This is a genomic window from Holdemanella biformis DSM 3989, from assembly GCF_000156655.1.
GTDB classification, from domain to species: Bacteria; Bacillota_I; Bacilli_A; order Erysipelotrichales; family Erysipelotrichaceae; genus Holdemanella; species Holdemanella biformis.
The window spans coordinates 62,389-83,765 of the sequence record NZ_DS996845.1; the positions used below are offsets into that span (position 1 = coordinate 62,389).

The following is a 21,377-nucleotide window of genomic DNA, read 5'->3' on the forward strand; positions in this document are numbered from 1 at the left end:
AAGAGTGATTCTTGCTGATTTTTTATTACAAAAACCGAAAAATTGTGGTATCATTACTAGCGTTCGCTTTTTGGTACATATTGGAAACGTCTTTGATTGAACAACACAAAAAGTCATTTAGGAGGAGAAAATATATGCCAAAAACTAAATTCGAGAATATTGTATTTACTTTATTCATGTCTTTTTTAATGGTTTATGCCATGATTTGTTACAACATCGCACTCAATATGGGTTGTATGTCCAATCAAGTCTTTTTGTTAGCTTTTCATGAATTGGTTATCATGTGGCCGGTTGCTTTTATTTTAGAATATTTCTTTGTTGATAAACTTGCTCATTACTTTGCCTTTAAAGTTGTAACACCAAAGGATCGACCTTTCTTTATCACACTTGCGATTTCTTTCTACATTATTTGTATTATGTGTCCAATCATGAGTTTAATTGCGACCATTCTATTTAAAACTCCAGGTGTCCAAATTATTTCAGTTTGGTTTATGACTATTTTATTTAATTTTCCAATGGCTTTCTTTTGGCAAATTTGTTATTGTGGACCAACTATAAGATGGTTGTTTGGAAAGCTATTTAACTAGAAGCAACGTATTGCTTCTTTTTTTTCTTCGTCTATAATTAAATTTGTATTGAAAGGACTGTTTTAATATGAATAAAGAATTGATTGAAGAACTAAAAGCACAGGATTTTAATGTAGTGGCTGTATCTAAAACGCGTACAAAGGAAGAAATTGATGAAGTCGCCAAAATGGGGCTAACTACTTTTGGAGAAAATCGTGTACAGGAATTTATAGATAAGTATGATCCAAAATATACTTGGCACATTATTGGGCATCTACAGACAAATAAAGTGAAGTATATTGTTGGAAAGGTTGATGTGATTGAAAGCTTGGATTCATTGAAACTTGCTGAAGAAATTGAAAAACAAGCCAACAAACATGGCATCATTCAAAAGGTATTAGTAGAACTAAAAATTTCGGAAGATCCAAATAAAACGGGATATCCTTTTAAGGATGCGAAAAACTTTATTTCTCAACTACAAGAATTTAAACATATTCAAATCAAAGGCATAATGTGTGTTGCTTCAAAAACAGACAATCAAGAATTAGTTGAGTCTGAGTTTGAACAAATGCATACTTTATATTTAGAATTAAAAGAACAATATTCTGAAATAGATACTTTATCTATGGGAATGTCTCAAGATTACAAGTTAGCTGTAAAACATGGATCCAATACAGTTCGTATTGGTCGTGCTATTTTTGAATAATATAGAAAAAAGGATGTGCTATGCATCCTTTTCATTTTGTGTTTCTGGCAAAATCAGTCTAACTGATTCTATACGGTTTTTTTCTACCTTTAAGACTTTAATGCGGATACCATTTGGTAAAGTTGTTTCATCATTTGTCTGTGGTAAACGACCTAGTGCATCAATGACAAGTCCTCCAACTGAATCAAAGTCCTCACTATCTAAATCTAAATCTAAATAATCGTTTAAATCATGTAAACTTAAATAGCCTTTGACATCATATGTTTGATTATTTAATTTAATAATATTTTCTTCTTCATGTGCATCGTATTCATCTTGTACATCTCCAACAATTTCTTCAATAATGTCTTCTAACGTAACGATACCTGAGAATTCTCCATATTCATCCATGACTATCGCAAGGTTAAATGTGGATTGTTTCATTTCAATCAATAATTCAGATACTTTTTTATTTTCATATGTAAACTTTGGTTTACGTAAAATCTTTTGCATATCAAAATGTGAAAAATCATCATACATCAATAAGTCTTTCATATTGACAATACCAATAATATTATCGATTTTATCTTTATAAATTGGAATACGCGTGAATTTTTCTTCTCTAAATATCTCCAATAAATCTTTATATGTACTGTCGATTTCTGCCATCACAACATGAACACGAGGAACCATTACATCTTTTGCCTTGGCATCCCCTAAATCAAACACTTTGTTGATCATATCTTTTTCATCTTCTTCAATGACACCTTCTTCATGCGAAACATCTACAATTGTACGCAATTCACTTTCAGTCATTGATATATTTTTATTTGAATTTTGTATTCCCATTAATTTTAAAATACCTGAACTAAACAAATTCACAAACCAAATAACAGGCGTTAATATTTTCATCAAAAAAATAATTATAGGTGCATACGCAAGCGCAAGTTTATCCGCATTGATCGTAGCCCATGTTTTTGGTGTGATTTCTCCAAATACTAAAATTAAAAAAGTAATAATAAATGTAGCTATACTAACAGCTGCTCCACCAAAAGAATATGCGATCACAGAAGCAATACTTGCCGCTGATGTGTTGACTAAATTGTTTCCAATTAATATTGCGCTCAACATTTTCGACTGATTTTCCAATATTTTTAAGGCTAATGCAGCCTTTTTATTTCCTTCTTCTTCTAATGTTCTCAAACGAATTTTACTGACTGAAACCATTGCCGTTTCAGCTGAAGAAAAAAAGCCTGATAATGTTAATAAAACTACTAACTCTAGGATTTGTATCCATAAATCCGAATCCATTTTTCACACTCCCTATATTTTTGAATATTGTATCATACTCACGATATTCTAGGAAGGGCAAGTCGAATTGCCTTCTCTACAATTTCGATTGTTGGATTTTTAAATCCTTTGACTTCTCCATCTAGATTTGCATAAATAAGCTCATTTTCCGTATCTAAATGAACTGTTTTTGCCTGATACATAGAGACTAGATTTGTGTATTGAAGGTGATTTCCTTCTTGGTATTTTTTTGCCAATTTTATGATTTGATGTCTTTTCACATTTGAAATCAAGCAAACATCCATCCATCCGTCATCAATATTGGCATCTGGACATGGTTTAAAGCCTCCACCATAGTATTTTCCATTCGCAAATACTAAAAATCCATATTTATCTTTCGGTAATTTTTTTGTATCGACCTGAATTTGATATTCTTTACATATCGGTTTTCTTAAACTGATCAAAGCGGATAATGCGTATGGAATAATACCTTCTGTAGGCATTTTTTTCTTTAGTTCATTTACTTGTTTTGCGACTTCAACATCAAAACCAAAGGAAACGGTATTTATTGAGTATTCTCCATTTACTTTTATTAAGTCACAATCTATATATTCTGGTTCTGAATAGTTTGCCAAATTTAAAAAATCTTCTCGTTTTAAATCTTCAAAATATTTCACAAAATCATTTCCCGTTCCGATTGGAATCACAGAAATAATCACATTTTCTTTTTCAGCACACCCATTGATAACTTCATGCAAAGTGCCATCTCCACCACAAACAAATAAATGTACAGGTTCATCGGATAGAGCATATTTTTTTGCGATAAATGTCGCATGTTCAGGACCTATGGTTTTTTCGATAATGATTCTTTTTCCTTGAAAATGTTCTTTAATTTCCTTAATCAATTCATATTGACTGTTCTTTCCAGATTTAGGATTTACAATAAATACGTCCTTCATATACTCTTCCTTCCGTTTTATACTTCAATCAATCGATCTACACAGGTACTCGCAAGAAGTAGTCCTGCACTTGCAGGAACAAAAATTGCACTTGGTAATGGTTGTCCTGATTCTACTGGTATAGGAATTTCTGTAGATGCTACAACCCATATTTTATTTCGAATACGATTTTTTCGTTTCCATTGACGAATTTGTTTAGCCATTGGATCATAACTTGTCTTTTCTATTTCTGTAACAACAAGTTTTGTAGGATCTTTGCGCCTAGCCATTCCCATACTTGATAAGAATGGTATATTTCGATCTATACAGGCTTGCATTAAATCCTTCTTACTTTGAATGGAATCAATGCAGTCTACCACAAAATCAATAGGTTGCGAAAATATTTCATCATCTTTTGTTTGATCATAGAAAAATGCAAATGTATCCACAATACAATTTGGATTTAGTGTACGAATTCTTTCTTTCAATACATTGACTTTAATTTGATCTACTGTATCTAAAGTTGCAACCAATTGACGATTAATATTGCTGGGTTCCACGCAATCTTTGTCTATTAGAATTAGATGACCTACCCCAGTTCTTGCTAAGGCTTCTACACAAAAAGATCCAACTCCACCCACACCAACAACAAGGACCGTTTTATCATTTAGTGTTTCTAGAGCCTTTTTCCCAAGCAACAATTCACTTCTTTCATTTGTCTTCATCAACCAACCATTCCTTTACTGCACTATATATTTCATCTTTATTTTGGGCTTCAAACCAATGTACTGGCATTTGATTTTTAAACCATGTATATTGTCTTTTCGCATATTGTCTAGAATGTGTTTTTATAGCTGTTTTTACTTCCTCTATACTTTTTTCTTTTAAGAAATAATCTTTAAACTCTTTATATCCAATACCTTGAAAACTTGTATATTCCCATGTTTTTGGATTTGAGAATAGTTCTTCTACTTCTTTGACCAAACCATTTTCAAACATAATATCCACTCTTTTATTGATTCGATCATGCAAAATTTCTCGTTTCACATCTAAACCTAAAAAGTATACATCATACAATGGAATATGTTGTTGTTTGTCTTCTTGTTCTGATTTTGAAGTACCACTATGACAAATTTGTAGAGCACGAATTAAACGTTTACGATTGTTAGGATGAATTTTTTCTAGAGCTTTTGCATCTTTTTCTTCTAACATCGCAACCAATTCTTCATTTGTTTTAGAATTTAAATAGGTTGTATAAGCTGTATCTTCTTCTTCTTCTTGAAATTCATAGTCATATAACGCTGCCTTTAAATAAAGTCCTGTTCCACCGCATAAAATAGGAAACTTTCCTCTTTTTACAACATCTTCGATAGCTGTACGACATTTTTCTTGAAAAACCTTTACGTTATAAGGTTCATCATAATTTTGGACATCAATCAATTCGTGATGAATATCCTGCATTTCTTCTTTAGTAACTTTTGCTGTACCAACATCCATTTTTTTATATACTTGCATACTATCGCAAGATATTATTTCTCCATTCAATTGTTTTGCCAACCATACAGAAAGGCTTGTTTTTCCAATTCCGGTTGGTCCTACAATTGCTAAAACTTTTTGTCTATCCACGTTCAAATTCCTTTCTCAACTCACCATCACTCATCACAATGACTGTAGGTCTTCCATGGGGACAGTGATATGGTTGTTTACACTTTTGTAAATCTAAAATGACTTGCTCCATTTCCTGCATAGATAATGGTCGATTAAAACGAATTGAACTATGGCAAGCCATAGTCGCAATCATATGTTTTCTAAGTTTTGCCATATCTACGTCTTGATTTTCCACAAAATAATCTAATAAATCTTGTAAGAATTGTTTTTGGTCCACATCATGAAACCATAGTGGAATTTCACGAAGAATCAATTGATCTGTGCCAAATGGTTCAAATTCAATCCCAAAAAATGCTGTTTTTTCATTGATTGTCATATATTGAGCTAAAACATTACTTGATACATCCAATTGAATAGGAACCATTAATGGTTGTTTATTTGTACATTGAACCAATAGTTTCTCATTCAATTGTTCATAATGATATCTTTCTTGGGCAGCATGCTGATCCACAATAACTAATCCTTCTTCATTACTACATAATATATAGGAATCATGAAGTTGGGCTAAAACCTGCAAATGCTTAAAAAATTCAGGACCCTTATCATTCGTTTCTTCCACTTTAGGTAATGGATATGAAATAGGCTCTTCTTGTATTTTTATTTCAGGAATCTTTTTTTCTTCATATATTCTTTTTTCCTCAACTATTGTTTCTTTAATTGGCTTATAGTTTTGAAAACTTTGTTCAATCGTTTTATCTTCTTTTAAACGCGGCTTAACAGGATATGAATATTGAATTTCTGGCTGTTCAAATATAACACTTTTCTTTTCTGGTTTACTTACTGAAACTGTTTTTAAAGAAGCATTTAAAGCATCTTGAATCGTTTTCTTGATTAAATCTAACATTTCACCTTGTTTTGATAAACGAACTTCCCATTTATTTGGATGAACGTTTACATCAACCAATTGTGTATCTGAATCCATCTGTAATACTACGATTGGAAAACGATTTGGCGGCATATAATCACTATAAGCATCTAGAATCGCTTTTTGGATTGCGACACTACGAATCAATCTTGTATTTAGAGTTAAAAACATAAAATATTTTGTTGCACGATTTATTTTTGGCTGAATCGCATATCCATGAATATGAAAATCTTCATTACTTCCTTCAAAATGAATTGCATTCTGTGCTACTTCTTTCCCATACATTTGGTATAGAATTTCTTGAATATTTCCATTTCCACTCGTTTGGAATACAACTCGCCCATCATGAGAAAGTTGAAAACGAATATCCGGATGTGATAATGCCATTTTATTCATTAAATCTGCAATGACAGAAAATTCATATGAAGTGCTTTTCAAATGTTTGAATCGAGCCGGTGTTTTTATGAACAATCCAGAAACATCTAATTTTGTTCCTCTAGGACAATTACATTTTTCATCCACATCCAAACTTCCATAGTTATATCTTAATAAGGTACCTTCTTCACCATTGCTCGTTTGTAATTCGACTTGGGCAACAGAAGCAATACTTGGTAATGCCTCTCCTCTAAATCCCATCGTTTGAATATTGAACAATTCTTCTTCAGAATGCATTTTACTTGTGGCATGTCGCATAAAAGCTAAATGTGCATCTTCATGATCCATTCCACAACCATCATCTGTAATCACAATTCTTTCAATACCACCTTGAAAGGCTTCAACTTCTATGACTGTAGCACCTGCATCAATACTATTTTCAACGCATTCCTTTACAATTCCAGCTGGTCTTTCAACAACTTCTCCAGCCGCTATCATATTTGTTAAATGTTCACTCAAAACATGAATCTTAGCCATACTTCACACCTCCATTCATATGAATTTCATATTTACAATTCGATTTTTTCACTTAGTTTCTTTAATTCATACAGACAATCCAGAGCATCTCTTGGCGTCATTGAATCAATATCTAATTCTTGTAATTGTTGTAAAAGTTTGGATTTTTCTGGTTGCACTTGTTCCATCACAAATAAACTTGGTTGATAATTTTGATTATTATCTTGATTTTCAAAATTTGTTAGAAGTTGTGCCGCTCTGTCCAAAACAACTTTTGGTAAATGCGCAAGACGCGCAACATTGATACCATACGACTTATCTGCTTTTCCGTCAATGATACGGTATCTAAATTCAATTTCATTTTTTTCTTCGCGAACATCCACATGAACATTATGCATTGATGGATGTTCTTTTTCTAAATCTGTTAATTCATGGTAGTGTGTTGAAAATAATGTTTTTGCACCAATAGCTTCATCAATATATTCGAGCATTGCCTGTGCAAGAGCCATACCATCATATGTTGCTGTTCCTCGACCAATTTCATCAAACAAAATTAAAGAATGTTTTGTTGCATAACACAAAGCAGCATTTGCTTCTATCATCTCTACCATAAATGTACTTTTTCCAGTTAGTATGTCATCCGAAGCACCAATTCTTGTAAAAATACGATCGAAAATAGGTAATTCTGCTGTTTTTGCTGGAATAAAACTTCCCATTTGCGCCATTACCACCAATAAAGCGTTTTGTCGCATATAAGTGGATTTACCACCCATGTTGGGTCCTGTAATTAATTGAACATGTTCATCTTCTGACATTTTCCAATCATTCGATACATATCTTTTTTTCTTCATACGATCATCTAATATCGGGTGTTTTCCTTCTACTACATTGACATTGTATCCTGGATGAAAAACTGGACATACATATCCTTTTTCACTAGCAAGAATAGCCAAAGAAACTAGCACATCAATTGTAGACAATGCTTGTGCACACGCATGAAGATCAAATAAATCTTTTTTTATTCTTAATAATAAATCATTAAACAAACTTTGTTCCAACTTCACCTTTGTTTCTTGTGCGTGTAAAATTTGTTCTTCTTTTTCTTTTAATTCTTGTGTAACAAATCTTGTTGCATTGGCAAGTGTTTGTTTTGCATGATATCCAAATTCATCTTTGATATTTGATAAATTCCCATTACGAACTTCGATAAAATAACCAAAAATACGATTGTATCCGACTTTCAATGATTTTACACCCGTTCTTTCACGTTCTTTAGCCTCAAGTTCTAAAATAAAATCTTTCCCTTTTTTTGCAATTCTTCTTACTTCATCCAATTCTTGATTGTAACCATCATTAAATACACCACCTTCTTTTAGTGTTAGTGGCGGATTTTCTATAATTGCATTTTTAATTTCATTATATAATCCCTGGCAATCTGGTACTTGAGAAAATTCTGGATATGAATCCAAAGAAATAGCTAGATCCAATATAGGTTTTGCATGTTCAAGTGTAGCAACAAGTTGTAAAACATCTCTAGGACTAGCACTACCATAAGCCATACGACTTGCAAGTCTTTCCATATCATATACATATACTAAATGTTCTTTTAGATTTTCTCTTAACATGAAGTTTTCTTTTAAATCTTTGATTGCAGCTTGTCTTTTAGCTATTTTATTTGCATCAATTAACGGATATTCAATCCATCTTTTTAATAGTCTTGATCCCATTGCGCTTTGGCATTTATCCATAAAAGACCATAAGCTTTCTGCCTTAGCATTTGTTGATTGACTTGAAACCAATTCTAAATGATTCTTGGTTTCATAATCCATAACTAGCACTTTATCTTTGTCCATCGATTCAATCGGCAAGAAATGATCAATATGTTGTTTTTGTGTATCTTTTAAATAGGCCATTAAAAGTGCAAATGCCTCTTTTAATGACTCAGATTCAATTCCATTTAATAACGGTAGATCTTGTGAATCAACACTTGACTTTTTATGTTTCGAAATAAGTATTGTTTCCATTTCTTCTAGTGCACTCATCCATTTTTTGTCCATTGCCATCGGACAAACAAGTTCACTTACATTTTGTTCTAACAGTGCTTTTTGTAAAGCAACTAATGATCGTTGTAGAGTTTGATATTTCAATTCACCCGTACTTAATTCACAATAAACCACTGTAATTTCAAAACTAGAAATATCACACGATGCCATGTAGTTTGTAGTTTTGGCATCCATAGTTGAATCCATATAAGTTCCTGGTGTAACAATTTTTACAATTCCTCGATCCACTAATCCTTTCGCATTAGAAGGGTCTTCTAATTGTTCACAAATTGCTACTTTATATCCTTTTTTTACTAAACGAGAAATATATGAATTAGCTGCATGAAAAGGAACACCGCACATCGGAACTTTTTCTTCTACGCCTGCGCTTCTTCCAGTTAATACTAAATCTAATTCTTGGGATACCAATTTTGCATCGTCAAAGAACATTTCATAAAAATCCCCTAAGCGATAAAATAAAATCGCATCTGGATTTTCTTCTTTCATTTTTAAATAATGTTGCATCATTGGTGTATATTTTTTTTCTGCCATAAATCATCATCCTAACATGACTATTATACCAAAATTTCAAAATAAATATGTTATAATTAAAAACACTGAATAAGGAGGTTTTTACTAATGAAACAAACGATTCAATGGAAAAACAAGTCCATTCAAATTGATATTGGTTTGATTCTAATTCTAATCCTTTTTGGTTTAACTAGTTGTTTTGCGTTATATAATTCTTTCAATTTAATTAAATCCGGAAGTGGATATTCATATTTATTGCGTCAATTATTTTGGTTCGTTGTAGGTTTCATCGCAATGTTCTTTCTTACAATTCTCCAAAATAAAAAAATATATTCTTATATGGATATAGCCTATAAGATTTTAATGTTATGTCTTATTTATTTGTTTTTATCCCGTATGTTATTTAACTTTGTTGGAATTTCACTTCCTTTCGCAAGTGAAGTCAATGGTGCCATTTCCTGGTTTCAATTGCCGTTGATTGGTAGTTTTCAGCCAAGTGAATTTATCAAAATCGTTTTAATTGTTTTAGTTTCACAAATTATTGTTGAGCATCAAAATGAACATCCAAACCCAACACATAAAGATGATTTATTATTACTTTGGCAAATCGCAAAAGTGCTATTTCCACCGTTATTTTTAATCATGATGCAGCCAGATACTGGTATATGTATTATCATTGTCTTCAATATTTTTATTTTAGTATGTTGTAGCGGTATTCGAAAAGAATATGTCATCGGAATTTTTGCCTTTTTAGCTATTGTAGTAGGAACATTCTTGTTTTTATATTTTGAATATCCCGAAATCCTTTCTTCATTTATATCTTCATATAAACTACAAAGAATTGATGCATGGCTAGAACCTGAAAGTAATATTCGAGGTAGTTCAAACCAGCTATATACCGCATTATTGTCATTAGGAAGTGCTGGTCTAACAGGCTATGGTTTACAGGCAAATATCATTTCAATTCCAGAAGCACATACCGACTTTATCTTTGCAGCATTCGGTCAGTGTTTCGGTTTTATTGGAACAACATTTATTCTAATTCTTTGTTTATTACTAGATATTTATTTGTGTAAAATTGCTTATGCTACAAAAGATAAAAAAGACCGATTTATCGTTGTTGGTATTATTGCCATGCTTCTATATCAACAACTTCAAAATACAGGTATGATTGTTGGCTTACTTCCGATTACAGGAATCACATTACCACTTATATCTTATGGTGGTAGTAGTATTCTTTCATATTTTATATCTTTCGCAATTATTTTAAACATTTCACCCGCAACAAAAAGAACGATTCATTTGAATCGCTCTAGAAAAAAATCAATATAAATTTTTAAGTCTTGTTAAATAAGAATAAGTACGGTATCTCGCAAATCGTACTTTTTTTGTACTAGAATGAATGATGATTTCAGATATAGATTTTAAATCTCTTTCTAAATGGTCATAGCATACATGAGCATATGCCAAAGTATCGCCTCTAACACTAATTTTTCGATTATCGTTCATAATATATGGATTTTTTAAAGAATGATGGTTCTTATGTGAGATAGGCATGATTTCACAAAGTTGTAAAACCTTTAACCCTGGATCAACAACCGCTCCTTTTAGAGCTCTATTAACCGCAGTAGAACCAGATTGAGTACTTACACAAATCCCTGAACCTTGACTGCTTTCAAAGAATTCATCATCAATTGAAATGTCCAATACCAATGTTTTGGCTAAACTTTCGATTCGAACTTCATTTAAAGCATATAATGTTTCATTTACTTGAGGAAGATCCATTTGAAGTAAATTAAATTCTTCTACCACCGGTTTATTATGTTTCAAATCATAAACTAGATGATCCACTTCATCTTGTGTATAGTCTGTAAAAAAGCCAAGATTTCCTGTATGTATCGCAACAAATTGGATTTCATCTAATTTATCAATATATGTATGGATGGCCCTTAATAAAGTGCCATCTCCTCCTACAGAAAAAATAATCTCACAATGTTCATCATCATACTGCCATCCTATAGAAAAACATTTTTTCTTTAGAGTATCGGCAACTCTTTTAGAGTTTTCATCTCCTCGATCCACTATACTAAAACGCATTAAATCACTTCCTCTTTTTTTTAATATATTGTAACATATTTATGGGTGATATAAATGTACGATAATATTGAAAGAGAATTAAAATTACTGATCAACAAACAAGTTTACGATAATCTTATGAATTCATATGATTTTCATAAATCAATCATTCAAACAAATACATATTTCGATACCGCAAATCAAGATGTAAAAAAACAACATGGTGCCGTTCGAATAAGAACAATCGAAAACAAAAAGATATTCACATTAAAAATCAAAAAAGATGAATACGCACACTATGAATTTGAAAAAGAAATATCTACAGAAAACATAAATGAGATTGAAGACCCAGAAATATTAAATTGGTTCAATCAATATCAAATTCCTAAAAATTTACATCCAACGGCCACTTTTACAACTTTACGAAATGTATATGAATTTGAAAACGGAGAATTATGCTTAGATAAAACCACTTTTAAAAATCATATTGATTATGAAATCGAGTATGAATACACATCCGATCACGATGGAATTCAATTTTTCAACTCAATATTGGAACAATATGGATTGAAATGGCAAAAAAATTGCCCCAGCAAAATTGCCAGGGCAATGAATGATTAAAATTTATGAGTTAAACGATAGAAGAAGGATTTGGAATTATATTCTTCTTCTTTTTTCTTATAATTTTCTATTTCCTCTATATTTTTATTATAAAGTTCTTCCACTTCTTTTAACTTCTGATTTTCAGATTCTAATTCAGAAATTTTTTCATCTTTTGTTTGAGTTTCCAATAAGAATGTTTGTCTGCTCTTTTCAATTTCTAATTTCAATTTTTCTTGATATAATTGTTCGATCTGAGCTTGGGCTTTCTCTTTTTCTTCTATAATCGCCTTTAATTTTTCATTTTCAAATCGAAGTTCCATTTCTACAGTAGAAACTTCATGCTTTTCTTTTCTGAAGTAAGTAGATAACCTTTCAACACCTTCAGCTTTAATGGTAATTCTACGTGTAATTGGATTTTTATACTTCCAATCTTTATCTGGATTATCTTTTACCAACTTTGCGATAGCTTTATCTACTGTATTTCTTGATTTATTAAAGTGCTGACATATTTGTGCAATATCCATATCATAATACACATCAATTGCTGACGCTTCTTCAGACATATTCACGTCCCCTTCCTATGAAATTCATAACAATAATATAACGAGTCACGATAAGTCTATCATAGTTTTTTAAATAAAGCTATACCTATATATGAATTTCCTATTATTTTTGTATATATCATAATTCATTTAATCTTTTTCATATCTTTCTCACATGAAATGTCATAAATTAGATTTAGATCGTAAATGCGTTATTTAAAGCATTCCCTTTTCATATTTATATCACATGATTACAATTATTAATTTCATATCTCATTTATTTAATTCATATGAGTGCATTTTTATATTTTTAATTTTCATATGACTATTTAATCTTTATTTTTTTATCATATGAAATCATTAATCCTGTTTTATTATTTCAGATTTAGTTTCATATTTCTATTTTTTTGTAATTTCAAATTCACATGAATATATAAATATTGTTTTTATGATATGATTTATCATATCTTTTTCATATGATAGAGCATAAGATGGTTTTGATAATCTTTTACTCTCCATGTGATTATTTTAGGAAAACAGGAATAAAATCAATACATTGCCATTACTTTGTCTGTTGATATGTAAATTGGTGCTCCATGTATGATTTAATCATATGAACATGTGTTTTTAGATAGGATTCCTCCATATTTAATCATATTAAATAAAAAAAGTCGTATGAAATATCATAAATACTTCATACGATTAGGCATATTTATGAGCTTTTACGCCCTTCAAACGCTTTTAGTAGTGTCATAGCGTCTGTATAATCTAAATGACTGCCCACAGGTATTCCATGAGCTAATCTTGACACTCTACATTTACCTTCTAAAAGTTTAGATATATATAATGCTGTTGTCTCCCCTTCTACAGTTGGATCTAACGCTAATATAACTTCTTCTGTATTTTCATTAATTCTTTTTAAGAGTGACATAATATTCAATTGGTCTGGTAGAACTCCTTTTTGTGTATTAATCAAACCATCAAGTACATGATATACACCATTAAATTCTTGCATAGACTCAATTACAGATATATCTTTTGGGTTTTGTACAACGCATATGATATTCTGATTGCGTTTTGAACTCTTACAGAATTCACATAGTTCATCTTCTGTTAAGTTACCACAACATGTACATTTTTTTACTTTCTTTTTTAAATTAATTAACGTTTCTGCCATTTCAGATATTTCATCTTCATTCCAACTAAGTACAGTAAATGCATATCTTTCAGCTGTCTTAGCACCTACTCCTGGTAATTTCTGAAATTCATATATTAAATCATCAAATGTTTTTGGATACATATTTCACCTTCTAATCTTCCTTTATCTCAATATTTGGAAATAAACTTTTCATATGATCTTCTATACTCATGTTATTTTCTGTTATAGACTCTTTTCTTCTTAATTGAACTTGAAATGGTTCCGGAAGATTTCCACTAATCATCTTTTCCTTAAAAACATCAAGAACTCTTGCTTGTTGTGTTTTATCCAGCGCGAATACTTTCTTTGCCTTTCCTAATAACACCTCCATAAAATCTTCATATCCATAATTTAGTTCAAATTCATTAATTTGTTTTGCGAAGATTTCACTCGATGTACATACCACAATATAATTTGATCCACTTGCCATTATGACACTGTTTCTTAGAGTAGCTGCATATTTTCCAAATTCTAAACTTGATGTGAATTGTCCTATATTATTGAATTTAGTTGTATCTATGTTTCTTTCCATTTTGTTTGCTCCAACAAGTAGTTGAACAACAAAATCATCATTCAATATGATTTTATTATCCGCGTTTTCTGACTGTTTTAATGTTTCACGTGAAACATCAGAAATTTCAGATTTCTCTAAAACCTTATTTTTATCACCTATTTTGCTGCTTTTCTCAATAATATCTGAGTTATCAGAACTATCATCATATGACGTTTCATAATTATCTTCTTCTTCAATATCCGAATTATTATCATATTCAGATTCGAATTTATTACTTTTTGGTTCATATGAATAACTTGAAATCTTTAACAAAGAGGCTTCTAGATAATCCAATGCATTCGACGCATACGTATATTTATTATATGTATCCATCAATTCTTCCATGCATTGAATTCTGAAATGAATAGGAGCGGATTTGAAATATTTCCGAATCATATCTTTATTCATATCCGATACTAAAGTAGAATTTTCTGAATAATCTAGAATTAAACTATCTTTTAACATATGAATAAAGTCTGCCGTTAAACGTTTTATATCCATTCCCATATCTGAATATTTCTGAATATCTTTTATAAAACGATCTACATCTTTTTTATAAATTGAACTAAATAATTGACCAATATCTTCTGATGTTATGACACCATAGATTTTACGGATATCATTCACATCAATATGAGATGTACAATATGCTACGCATTGATCCAAAATAGATAAAGCATCTCGCATGCCTCCATCTGCAAGTTGTGCAATTAATGTTAAACCATCTTGATCAATTTCTATACCTTCATTTTTACAAACAACAGACAATCGGTATTTAATATCATTTACACTCACTTTGTTGAAATCAAATCTTTGGCAACGAGAAATAATCGTAGGTAATACTTTATTAGGTTCTGTTGTCGCAAATATAAATATTACATGAGCAGGAGGTTCCTCAATTGTTTTTAATAAAGCATTGAATGCTCCTGAAGTCATCATGTGAACTTCATCAATAATGTAGATCTTATATTTTCCTTGCATTGGAGCATACTTTACTTTATCAATTAAATTTCTTACTTCATCAACACCGTTGTTACTAGCCGCATCAATTTCAATAATATCTGGATGACTTCCATTTGCGGCCATTTTACAATTCTCACAAACTCCACAAGGAGCATCTTGACTATTTGTACAATTCAATGTCTTCGCAAATATTTTTGCGATTGATGTTTTTCCTGTACCTCTAGGGCCACAAAATAAATAAGCATGTGCAATACGATTTTGAATAATCGCATTTTTTAATGTTTGAATTATATGTGTCTGACCAACGACTTCATCAAAATTACTTGGTCTATATTTTCTATATAACGCTTGATATGCCATTCGTTTATATCCTTTCTATATTGTTTTCCTGTATCCTATTTTATCATAGTTTTACTCATTTTATTTGATGTATTCTATATATATGAAAAGCAGAAATCAATCCGAATTATGATTTCTGCGTTTTTTTCATATCTCTTTTTTTCTTAAAAAAATGTTTCAATAAATCTGAACAATCCGATTCTAGAATGCCTCTTCTATATATAGGATGATGATTAAATTCAGATACTTCGAATAAATTTGTACATGTGCCTACACAACCTCCTTTAGGATCTGATGCTCCATAAACAACTTCTTTGATTCTAGATTGGATAATGGCACCTGCACACATTGGACATGGTTCTAAAGTTACATACAAAACACAATCTTCTAATCGCCATGTACCTAATTTTTTACATGCCTTTTGAATAGCCATAATTTCTGCATGTGCAATACTTTGTTGCAAAGTCTCTCGCTTATTATATCCTCGAGCAATAATTTTATCATCTTTTACAATCACGCAACCAATAGGAACCTCATCATAGCTTTCTGCTTTTTTTGCCTGCTTGATAGCTTCCTTCATCCATTTCACATCATCCATATTCATATCCTCTTCCTATATATTAATCATACATGAAATTTAAACAAAATATAAAAAAAACTACTACACATGATGGAGCTTGCTTAAGGCTGCTTCGTTCCCGACCTGACCTGATTCACAAGATATCATTGTAGTAGCTAGGTTATTATATCAAATCCATTTTCAATTCGCAATAGAAAAAGCTGTCAAATGACAGCCTTCATAATTAACCAATTTTCTTTTTACCACCCATGTAAGGTTGTAAAGCTTCTGGGATCAAGATAGATCCATCTTCTTGTAAATTATTTTCTAAGAATGCAATCAACATTCTTGGTGGAGCAACACATGTGTTGTTTAATGTGTGTGCATAATATTTTTCTCCATTTTCACCCTTAACACGAATCTTTAAACGACGTGCCTGAGCATCTGTCAAGTTTGAGCAACTTCCTACTTCAAAATATTTCTTTTGACGTGGAGACCAAGCTTCAACATCCACTGACTTGCATTTTAAATCTGCCAAATCACCTGAACAGCATTCCAAAGTACGTACTGGAATATCTAATGTTCTGAAGAACTCTACAGTATTCATATACAATTTTTTAAACCATTCCATACTATCTTCCGGTTTACAAACAACAATCATTTCTTGTTTTTCAAATTGGTGAATACGATATACACCACGTTCTTCAATACCGTGAGCACCTTTTTCTTTACGGAAACAAGGTGAGTATGAAGTATATGTATATGGAAGATCTTTTTCTTCAAGAATTGTGTCTTTGAATTTACCAATCATAGAGTGTTCACTTGTACCAATCAAATACAAATCTTCACCTTCGATTTTATACATCATGCCTTCCATTTCTGCAAATGACATTACACCATCAACAACTGAACTACGAATCATATATGGTGGAATAACAAATGTAAATCCTTTTTTATCAATCATGAAATCACGAGCATAATTTAAGATTGCTGAATGTAGACGAGCAATGTCTCCCATTAAATAGTAGAATCCATTACCAGCTACACGACGTGCTGCATCCAAATCAATTCCACTTAAACGTTCCATGATTTCAGTGTGATAAGGAATTTCAAAATCAGGAACAACAGGTTCGCCGAATCTTTCTAATTCAACATTTTCACTATCGTCTTTTCCAATCGGAACACTATCATCGATAATGTTTGGAATCTGCATCATTTTTTCTGTTACAGACTCTCTTAATTTGATTTCTTTTTCTTCTAAAGCTGTTAGCTCATGAGCGATTTCAGCCATTTGTTGCTTAATCTCTTCAGCCTCTTCTTTTTTGCCTTGACCCATTAATTTACCGATTTCTTTAGAAATCTTTTTACGATTCGCACGCAAATCATCCGCATGTTGTTGTGTTTGACGAAGTTCTTTGTCCTCCATCAACACTTCATTAACTAAAGGCAATTTGTAGTCTTGGAACTTTTTCTTAATGTTCTCTTTAACAATGTCCGGGTTTTCACGGACAAATTTCATATCTAGCATGATATCCTCCTTGCATAAAAAAAGAGACACTCGCACCCATAAAGGGACGATGTCTCGCGTTGCCACCCTTTTTACCATATATATACATATATGATCTCTTAACATGATAACGGTATGTACCGGATCAAACTACTAATTTCATTTGATCACTCTAAGGTGCTATTCAATTACTCATATCAGTATTTTCACCAACCATACTGTCTCTAATCCATATATTAAATAATCTACTTATCCTTATCTTTGTTTTCAACACATTTATACCATTAAAACAAAGTCAAAGTCAACCGCTTATTCTGTTAAATAGCCTCATTAAATCGGATTTATCATATGATTCTACTTATCTACAAATCATATTCAATAACACAATTATATATAGTATTAAAATATAAGAAATCCATCTATAATCCATTCCCATGAATATTAAAAACTGAATAAACAAAAGTAACCCTAATAGAGAAAAGAAGGCATAAATTCGTTTTGTTGAATTATCATAATACAAATAATATAAGCCAATTACTGCCATTGCAAAAATAGCGCCAATACATAAAGATCCTATAATGCTTCCATGACCAGAAATATAAACACATGCCGCAACAAAGATCATACATACTAAGGAAATTTTATCTGCTTTTCTATCTTGTCTAAAACTTTCCATTTTGTATACATCTAAATTGTGAATAATATTTGTGACTTCTTCATTCGAATAATTCAAACTCTTTTTACATGATATCAATTCAGCCACAGAAACATGCAAAGATTCAGATAGGGCAGGTAACAATTGAATGTCTGGATATCCTATTCCACGTTCCCATCGGCTAACAGCTTTATCTGTGACATGTAACTGTTGAGCTAATTCCATTTGCGTCATATTGTTTTCTTTTCTTAACTTACAGATAAACATTCCCATATCTTTTGCGTTCACATATATCACTTCTTTCTATAATAATTTATATCCATTCTATCAAATCGGCAATCAACGTGTCGTTTATATAATGTATTTGGGTTGTTTCCATCTGATTTGTCATATGAAAAAGGAGTAAAATCATAATTCTACTCCTTACATGCATTATTCTTCTGTATTTTCTTCGGATTCTACTTCAGGCTCTTCATGATCTACCAATGTCATACGCGTTACTTTCGCGTCCCCATTTAAGTTGATCAATCTTACACCTTGTGTATTTCTTCCATAGATTCCTACATTCTCTAATGCCACACGAATCATGATTCCATCACTGGCAACAATCATCGCATCTTCTTTACCAGTAACCGCACGCATACACATTAGCTTACCAGTCTTTTCTGTGATATTAATTGTGCTAACACCTTTTTTTCCACGAGAAGTCAAACGATAATCCTCGAACTTACTACGTTTACCATAACCATTTTCAGAAACAACAAGAACTGTGTCTCCTTCACTTGAGAGTGCAGCACCTACAACTTCACTGCCGTCACAATTGAATCCTAATACACCACTTGCGCTACGTCCCATGATACGAACTTGATCTTCATTGAATCGAACAGCTTTACCATTTGATCCAGAAATAATTACTTCATCTTGACCTGTAGTTAATTTCACAAAACGTAATTCATCATCCGGTTTTAAACTAATCGCAATCTTACCATTACGATTGATATTTTCAAATTCAGATACGGATGTACGTTTTACAATACCATTCTTTGTGACAAATAATAATGTTTCACTTTCATCATCCTTAGGAACAGCTACAAGAACATTTACTTTTTCACCTTTTTCCAAAGTCATTAAATTCACAATTGGAATTCCTTTAGATGTTCTAGATCCGCTTGGAACATTGTATCCTTTTAATCGATATACACGACCCTTATCTGTAAACAACAATAAGAAATCATGTGTTGACATTGAAATCATTGTATCGATAGAATCTTCTTCATTTAACGTTAATGATTTAATACCGCGTCCACCACGATTTTGAGCACGATATGTATCTACAAGTTGACGCTTAATATATCCTGATTCAGTTAATGTGATAATTACATCTTCAACTGGAATTAAGTCTTCATCTTCCATATCAACAGAAGCATCACTAATTTCAGTTCTTCTTTCATCGCCATATTTCTGATCAATTTCATTTAGATCATCACGAATGATTTGAAGAACACGATCATGATTTGCCAAGATATCCTTTAAATCTTCAATCGTTAATAATAATTGTTGATATTCATTTTCAATCTTGTCTCTTTCTAATCCAGATAATCTTCTTAACTGCATAGCCAAGATTGCTTTTGCCTGAATCATACTCAATCCAAACGCATCACATAAATCTTGAGATAAACCAGCTTCATCCTTTTTAGAACTGCGAATCATATGAATAACTTCATCAATATGATCCATCGCAATACGTAAACCTTCTAAAATATGTGCACGATCTTGTGCTTTCTTTAACTCAAACTGAGTCTTTCTAACAACTACATCAACCTGATGATCAATATAATCATGAATAATATCTTTTAATGGTAATTGTTTAGGACGACCATTTTCAAGTGCCAACATGTTGATACCAAATGAAGTCTGAAGAGGAGTTAATCTAAACAATTGATTTAAAATTACTTCTTCTTGGGCATCCTTCTTTAATTCCATGACGATACGAATACCTTCACGATTACTTTCATCATTTAAATAAGTAACCCCCTGAATAGCTTTATCACGAATTAAAGAAGCCATCTTAGTAATTAAGTTTGCCTTATTGACCTGATAAGGAATTTCATAGAAAATAATCTGTTTCTTTCCATTTGTTAATTCTTCTACACGATATTTTGAACGAATCATAATCGATCCACGTCCAGTTTCAAATGCTTGACGAATTCCTTTACGACCTAAAATGATACCACCAGTAGGGAAATCAGGTCCTTTAATGACTTCCATCAATTGAGGAACCGTAATATCCGGATTATCCATTACCGCAAAAATAGCTTGAATTGTTTCTGATAAGTTATGTGGTGGAATATTTGTTGCCATACCAACCGCAATACCAACAGCCCCATTGATCAATAAGTTTGGAATACGACTTGGAAGCACAACCGGCTCATTTTCTTCACCATCATAGTTTGGAATAAAATCAACCGTATCCTTTTGAATATCACGCATCATTTCCATAGAAATTTTAGACATACGAGCTTCCGTATAACGCATTGCCGCAGCTCCATCTCCATCTAGAGAACCAAAGTTTCCATGACCATCCACTAATGGATATCGATAAGAAAAATCTTGGGCCATACGAACCATTGCATCATATACAGCTGTATCACCATGAGGGTGATACTTACCAATAACTTCACCAACAATACGAGCACTTTTTTTATGTGCAACACCTGAAGTAATTCCCAATTGATTCATCGCATGTAAAATACGACGATGAACAGGTTTCATACCATCACGAACATCTGGTAATGCACGTGAAACAATAACAGACATTGAATAATCTAGAAAGGCTGTACGCATTTCTTTGGATATTTCAACATCTTCTACATAGTCATATCGCTTATTTTCTTCTTCCATAAGGA

Annotated in this window: 18 protein-coding genes, 1 other RNA gene and 1 other annotated feature; of the genes, 4 read left to right on the forward strand and 15 right to left on the reverse strand. The window is 31.7% G+C overall.

What is annotated here, in order from left to right:
* The first annotated feature begins 134 nt into the window (after nt 1-134).
* On the forward strand, nt 135-587 hold the full coding sequence (locus EUBIFOR_RS08760; protein ID WP_003865668.1) for a DUF2798 domain-containing protein: 453 nt from the start codon (nt 135-137) through the stop codon (nt 585-587).
* 67 nt (nt 588-654) lie between these two features.
* Nucleotides 655-1,272: a YggS family pyridoxal phosphate-dependent enzyme gene (locus tag EUBIFOR_RS08765; protein WP_003865669.1), complete on the forward strand. Its 618-nt coding sequence runs from the start codon at nt 655-657 to the stop codon at nt 1,270-1,272.
* A gap of 18 nt (nt 1,273-1,290) precedes the next feature.
* On the opposite strand, the gene EUBIFOR_RS08770 is transcribed toward EUBIFOR_RS08765, so the two are convergent.
* Genes EUBIFOR_RS08770 through mutS form a run of 6 tightly spaced genes read right to left on the reverse strand, consistent with a single transcriptional unit; the run spans nt 1,291 to nt 9,497 of the window.
* Nucleotides 1,291-2,562 (reverse strand): HlyC/CorC family transporter, encoded by a 1,272-nt coding sequence (locus EUBIFOR_RS08770; protein WP_003865670.1) that lies wholly within the window; start codon nt 2,560-2,562, stop codon nt 1,291-1,293.
* A gap of 38 nt (nt 2,563-2,600) precedes the next feature.
* Complete coding sequence (locus EUBIFOR_RS08775) at nt 2,601-3,500, reverse strand: diacylglycerol/lipid kinase family protein (RefSeq protein WP_003865671.1); 900 nt, start codon at nt 3,498-3,500, stop codon at nt 2,601-2,603.
* A gap of 17 nt (nt 3,501-3,517) precedes the next feature.
* The gene (locus EUBIFOR_RS08780; protein WP_003865672.1) at nt 3,518-4,204 is read right to left on the reverse strand and encodes a tRNA threonylcarbamoyladenosine dehydratase; all 687 of its coding nucleotides are present in this window, start codon (nt 4,202-4,204) and stop codon (nt 3,518-3,520) included.
* Nucleotides 4,191-5,105: a tRNA (adenosine(37)-N6)-dimethylallyltransferase MiaA gene (miaA, locus tag EUBIFOR_RS08785; RefSeq protein WP_003865673.1), complete on the reverse strand. Its 915-nt coding sequence runs from the start codon at nt 5,103-5,105 to the stop codon at nt 4,191-4,193. The genes EUBIFOR_RS08780 and miaA overlap by 14 nt, the downstream gene beginning before the upstream one ends.
* Nucleotides 5,098-6,924 carry a DNA mismatch repair endonuclease MutL gene (gene mutL, locus EUBIFOR_RS08790; RefSeq protein ID WP_003865674.1) on the reverse strand — a complete coding sequence of 609 codons (1,827 nt, stop codon included), beginning with the start codon at nt 6,922-6,924 and terminating at the stop codon, nt 5,098-5,100. The genes miaA and mutL overlap by 8 nt, the downstream gene beginning before the upstream one ends.
* 32 nt (nt 6,925-6,956) lie before the next feature.
* Complete coding sequence (mutS, locus tag EUBIFOR_RS08795; protein WP_003865675.1) at nt 6,957-9,497, reverse strand: DNA mismatch repair protein MutS; 2,541 nt, start codon at nt 9,495-9,497, stop codon at nt 6,957-6,959.
* Nucleotides 9,498-9,584: 87 nt separating this feature from the next.
* Between mutS and EUBIFOR_RS08800 the strand changes: the two genes are divergently transcribed.
* Complete coding sequence (locus tag EUBIFOR_RS08800; RefSeq protein ID WP_003865676.1) at nt 9,585-10,808, forward strand: FtsW/RodA/SpoVE family cell cycle protein; 1,224 nt, start codon at nt 9,585-9,587, stop codon at nt 10,806-10,808.
* Here EUBIFOR_RS08800 and EUBIFOR_RS08805 read toward each other — a convergent pair.
* Nucleotides 10,800-11,573: an NAD kinase gene (locus tag EUBIFOR_RS08805; protein ID WP_003865677.1), complete on the reverse strand. Its 774-nt coding sequence runs from the start codon at nt 11,571-11,573 to the stop codon at nt 10,800-10,802. The two genes, EUBIFOR_RS08800 and EUBIFOR_RS08805, sit on opposite strands and share 9 nt — an antisense overlap.
* 54 nt (nt 11,574-11,627) lie before the next feature.
* On the opposite strand from EUBIFOR_RS08805, the gene EUBIFOR_RS08810 reads away from it, so the two are divergent.
* Nucleotides 11,628-12,173, forward strand: a complete 546-nt coding sequence (locus tag EUBIFOR_RS08810) for a CYTH domain-containing protein (RefSeq protein ID WP_003865678.1) — start codon at nt 11,628-11,630, stop codon at nt 12,171-12,173.
* Here the strand turns inward: EUBIFOR_RS08810 and EUBIFOR_RS08815 are convergent.
* From EUBIFOR_RS08815 to gyrA, 8 genes are all read right to left on the reverse strand, one after another.
* On the reverse strand, nt 12,170-12,718 hold the full coding sequence (locus EUBIFOR_RS08815; protein ID WP_003865679.1) for a hypothetical protein: 549 nt from the start codon (nt 12,716-12,718) through the stop codon (nt 12,170-12,172). The two genes, EUBIFOR_RS08810 and EUBIFOR_RS08815, sit on opposite strands and share 4 nt — an antisense overlap.
* A 691-nt stretch (nt 12,719-13,409) precedes the next feature.
* Complete coding sequence (recR, locus tag EUBIFOR_RS08820; RefSeq protein ID WP_003865680.1) at nt 13,410-13,997, reverse strand: recombination mediator RecR; 588 nt, start codon at nt 13,995-13,997, stop codon at nt 13,410-13,412.
* A 10-nt stretch (nt 13,998-14,007) separates the two neighbouring features.
* Nucleotides 14,008-15,771 (reverse strand): DNA polymerase III subunit gamma/tau, encoded by a 1,764-nt coding sequence (dnaX, locus tag EUBIFOR_RS08825; RefSeq protein ID WP_003865681.1) that lies wholly within the window; start codon nt 15,769-15,771, stop codon nt 14,008-14,010.
* A gap of 106 nt (nt 15,772-15,877) precedes the next feature.
* Nucleotides 15,878-16,354, reverse strand: a complete 477-nt coding sequence (gene tadA, locus EUBIFOR_RS08830; RefSeq protein WP_003865682.1) for a tRNA adenosine(34) deaminase TadA — start codon at nt 16,352-16,354, stop codon at nt 15,878-15,880.
* A gap of 48 nt (nt 16,355-16,402) precedes the next feature.
* Nucleotides 16,403-16,488: signal recognition particle sRNA small type (gene ffs / locus EUBIFOR_RS12515), an RNA gene on the reverse strand.
* A 65-nt stretch (nt 16,489-16,553) separates the two neighbouring features.
* Complete coding sequence (serS, locus tag EUBIFOR_RS08835; protein WP_040466413.1) at nt 16,554-17,837, reverse strand: serine--tRNA ligase; 1,284 nt, start codon at nt 17,835-17,837, stop codon at nt 16,554-16,556.
* A 39-nt stretch (nt 17,838-17,876) separates the two neighbouring features.
* Nucleotides 17,877-18,087, reverse strand: a binding site (T-box leader).
* Between the two features lie 87 nt (nt 18,088-18,174).
* Nucleotides 18,175-18,759: a helix-turn-helix domain-containing protein gene (locus tag EUBIFOR_RS12520; protein ID WP_003865684.1), complete on the reverse strand. Its 585-nt coding sequence runs from the start codon at nt 18,757-18,759 to the stop codon at nt 18,175-18,177.
* A 144-nt stretch (nt 18,760-18,903) separates the two neighbouring features.
* Complete coding sequence (gene gyrA, locus EUBIFOR_RS08845; RefSeq protein WP_003865685.1) at nt 18,904-21,372, reverse strand: DNA gyrase subunit A; 2,469 nt, start codon at nt 21,370-21,372, stop codon at nt 18,904-18,906.
* Nucleotides 21,373-21,377 lie beyond the last annotated feature (5 nt).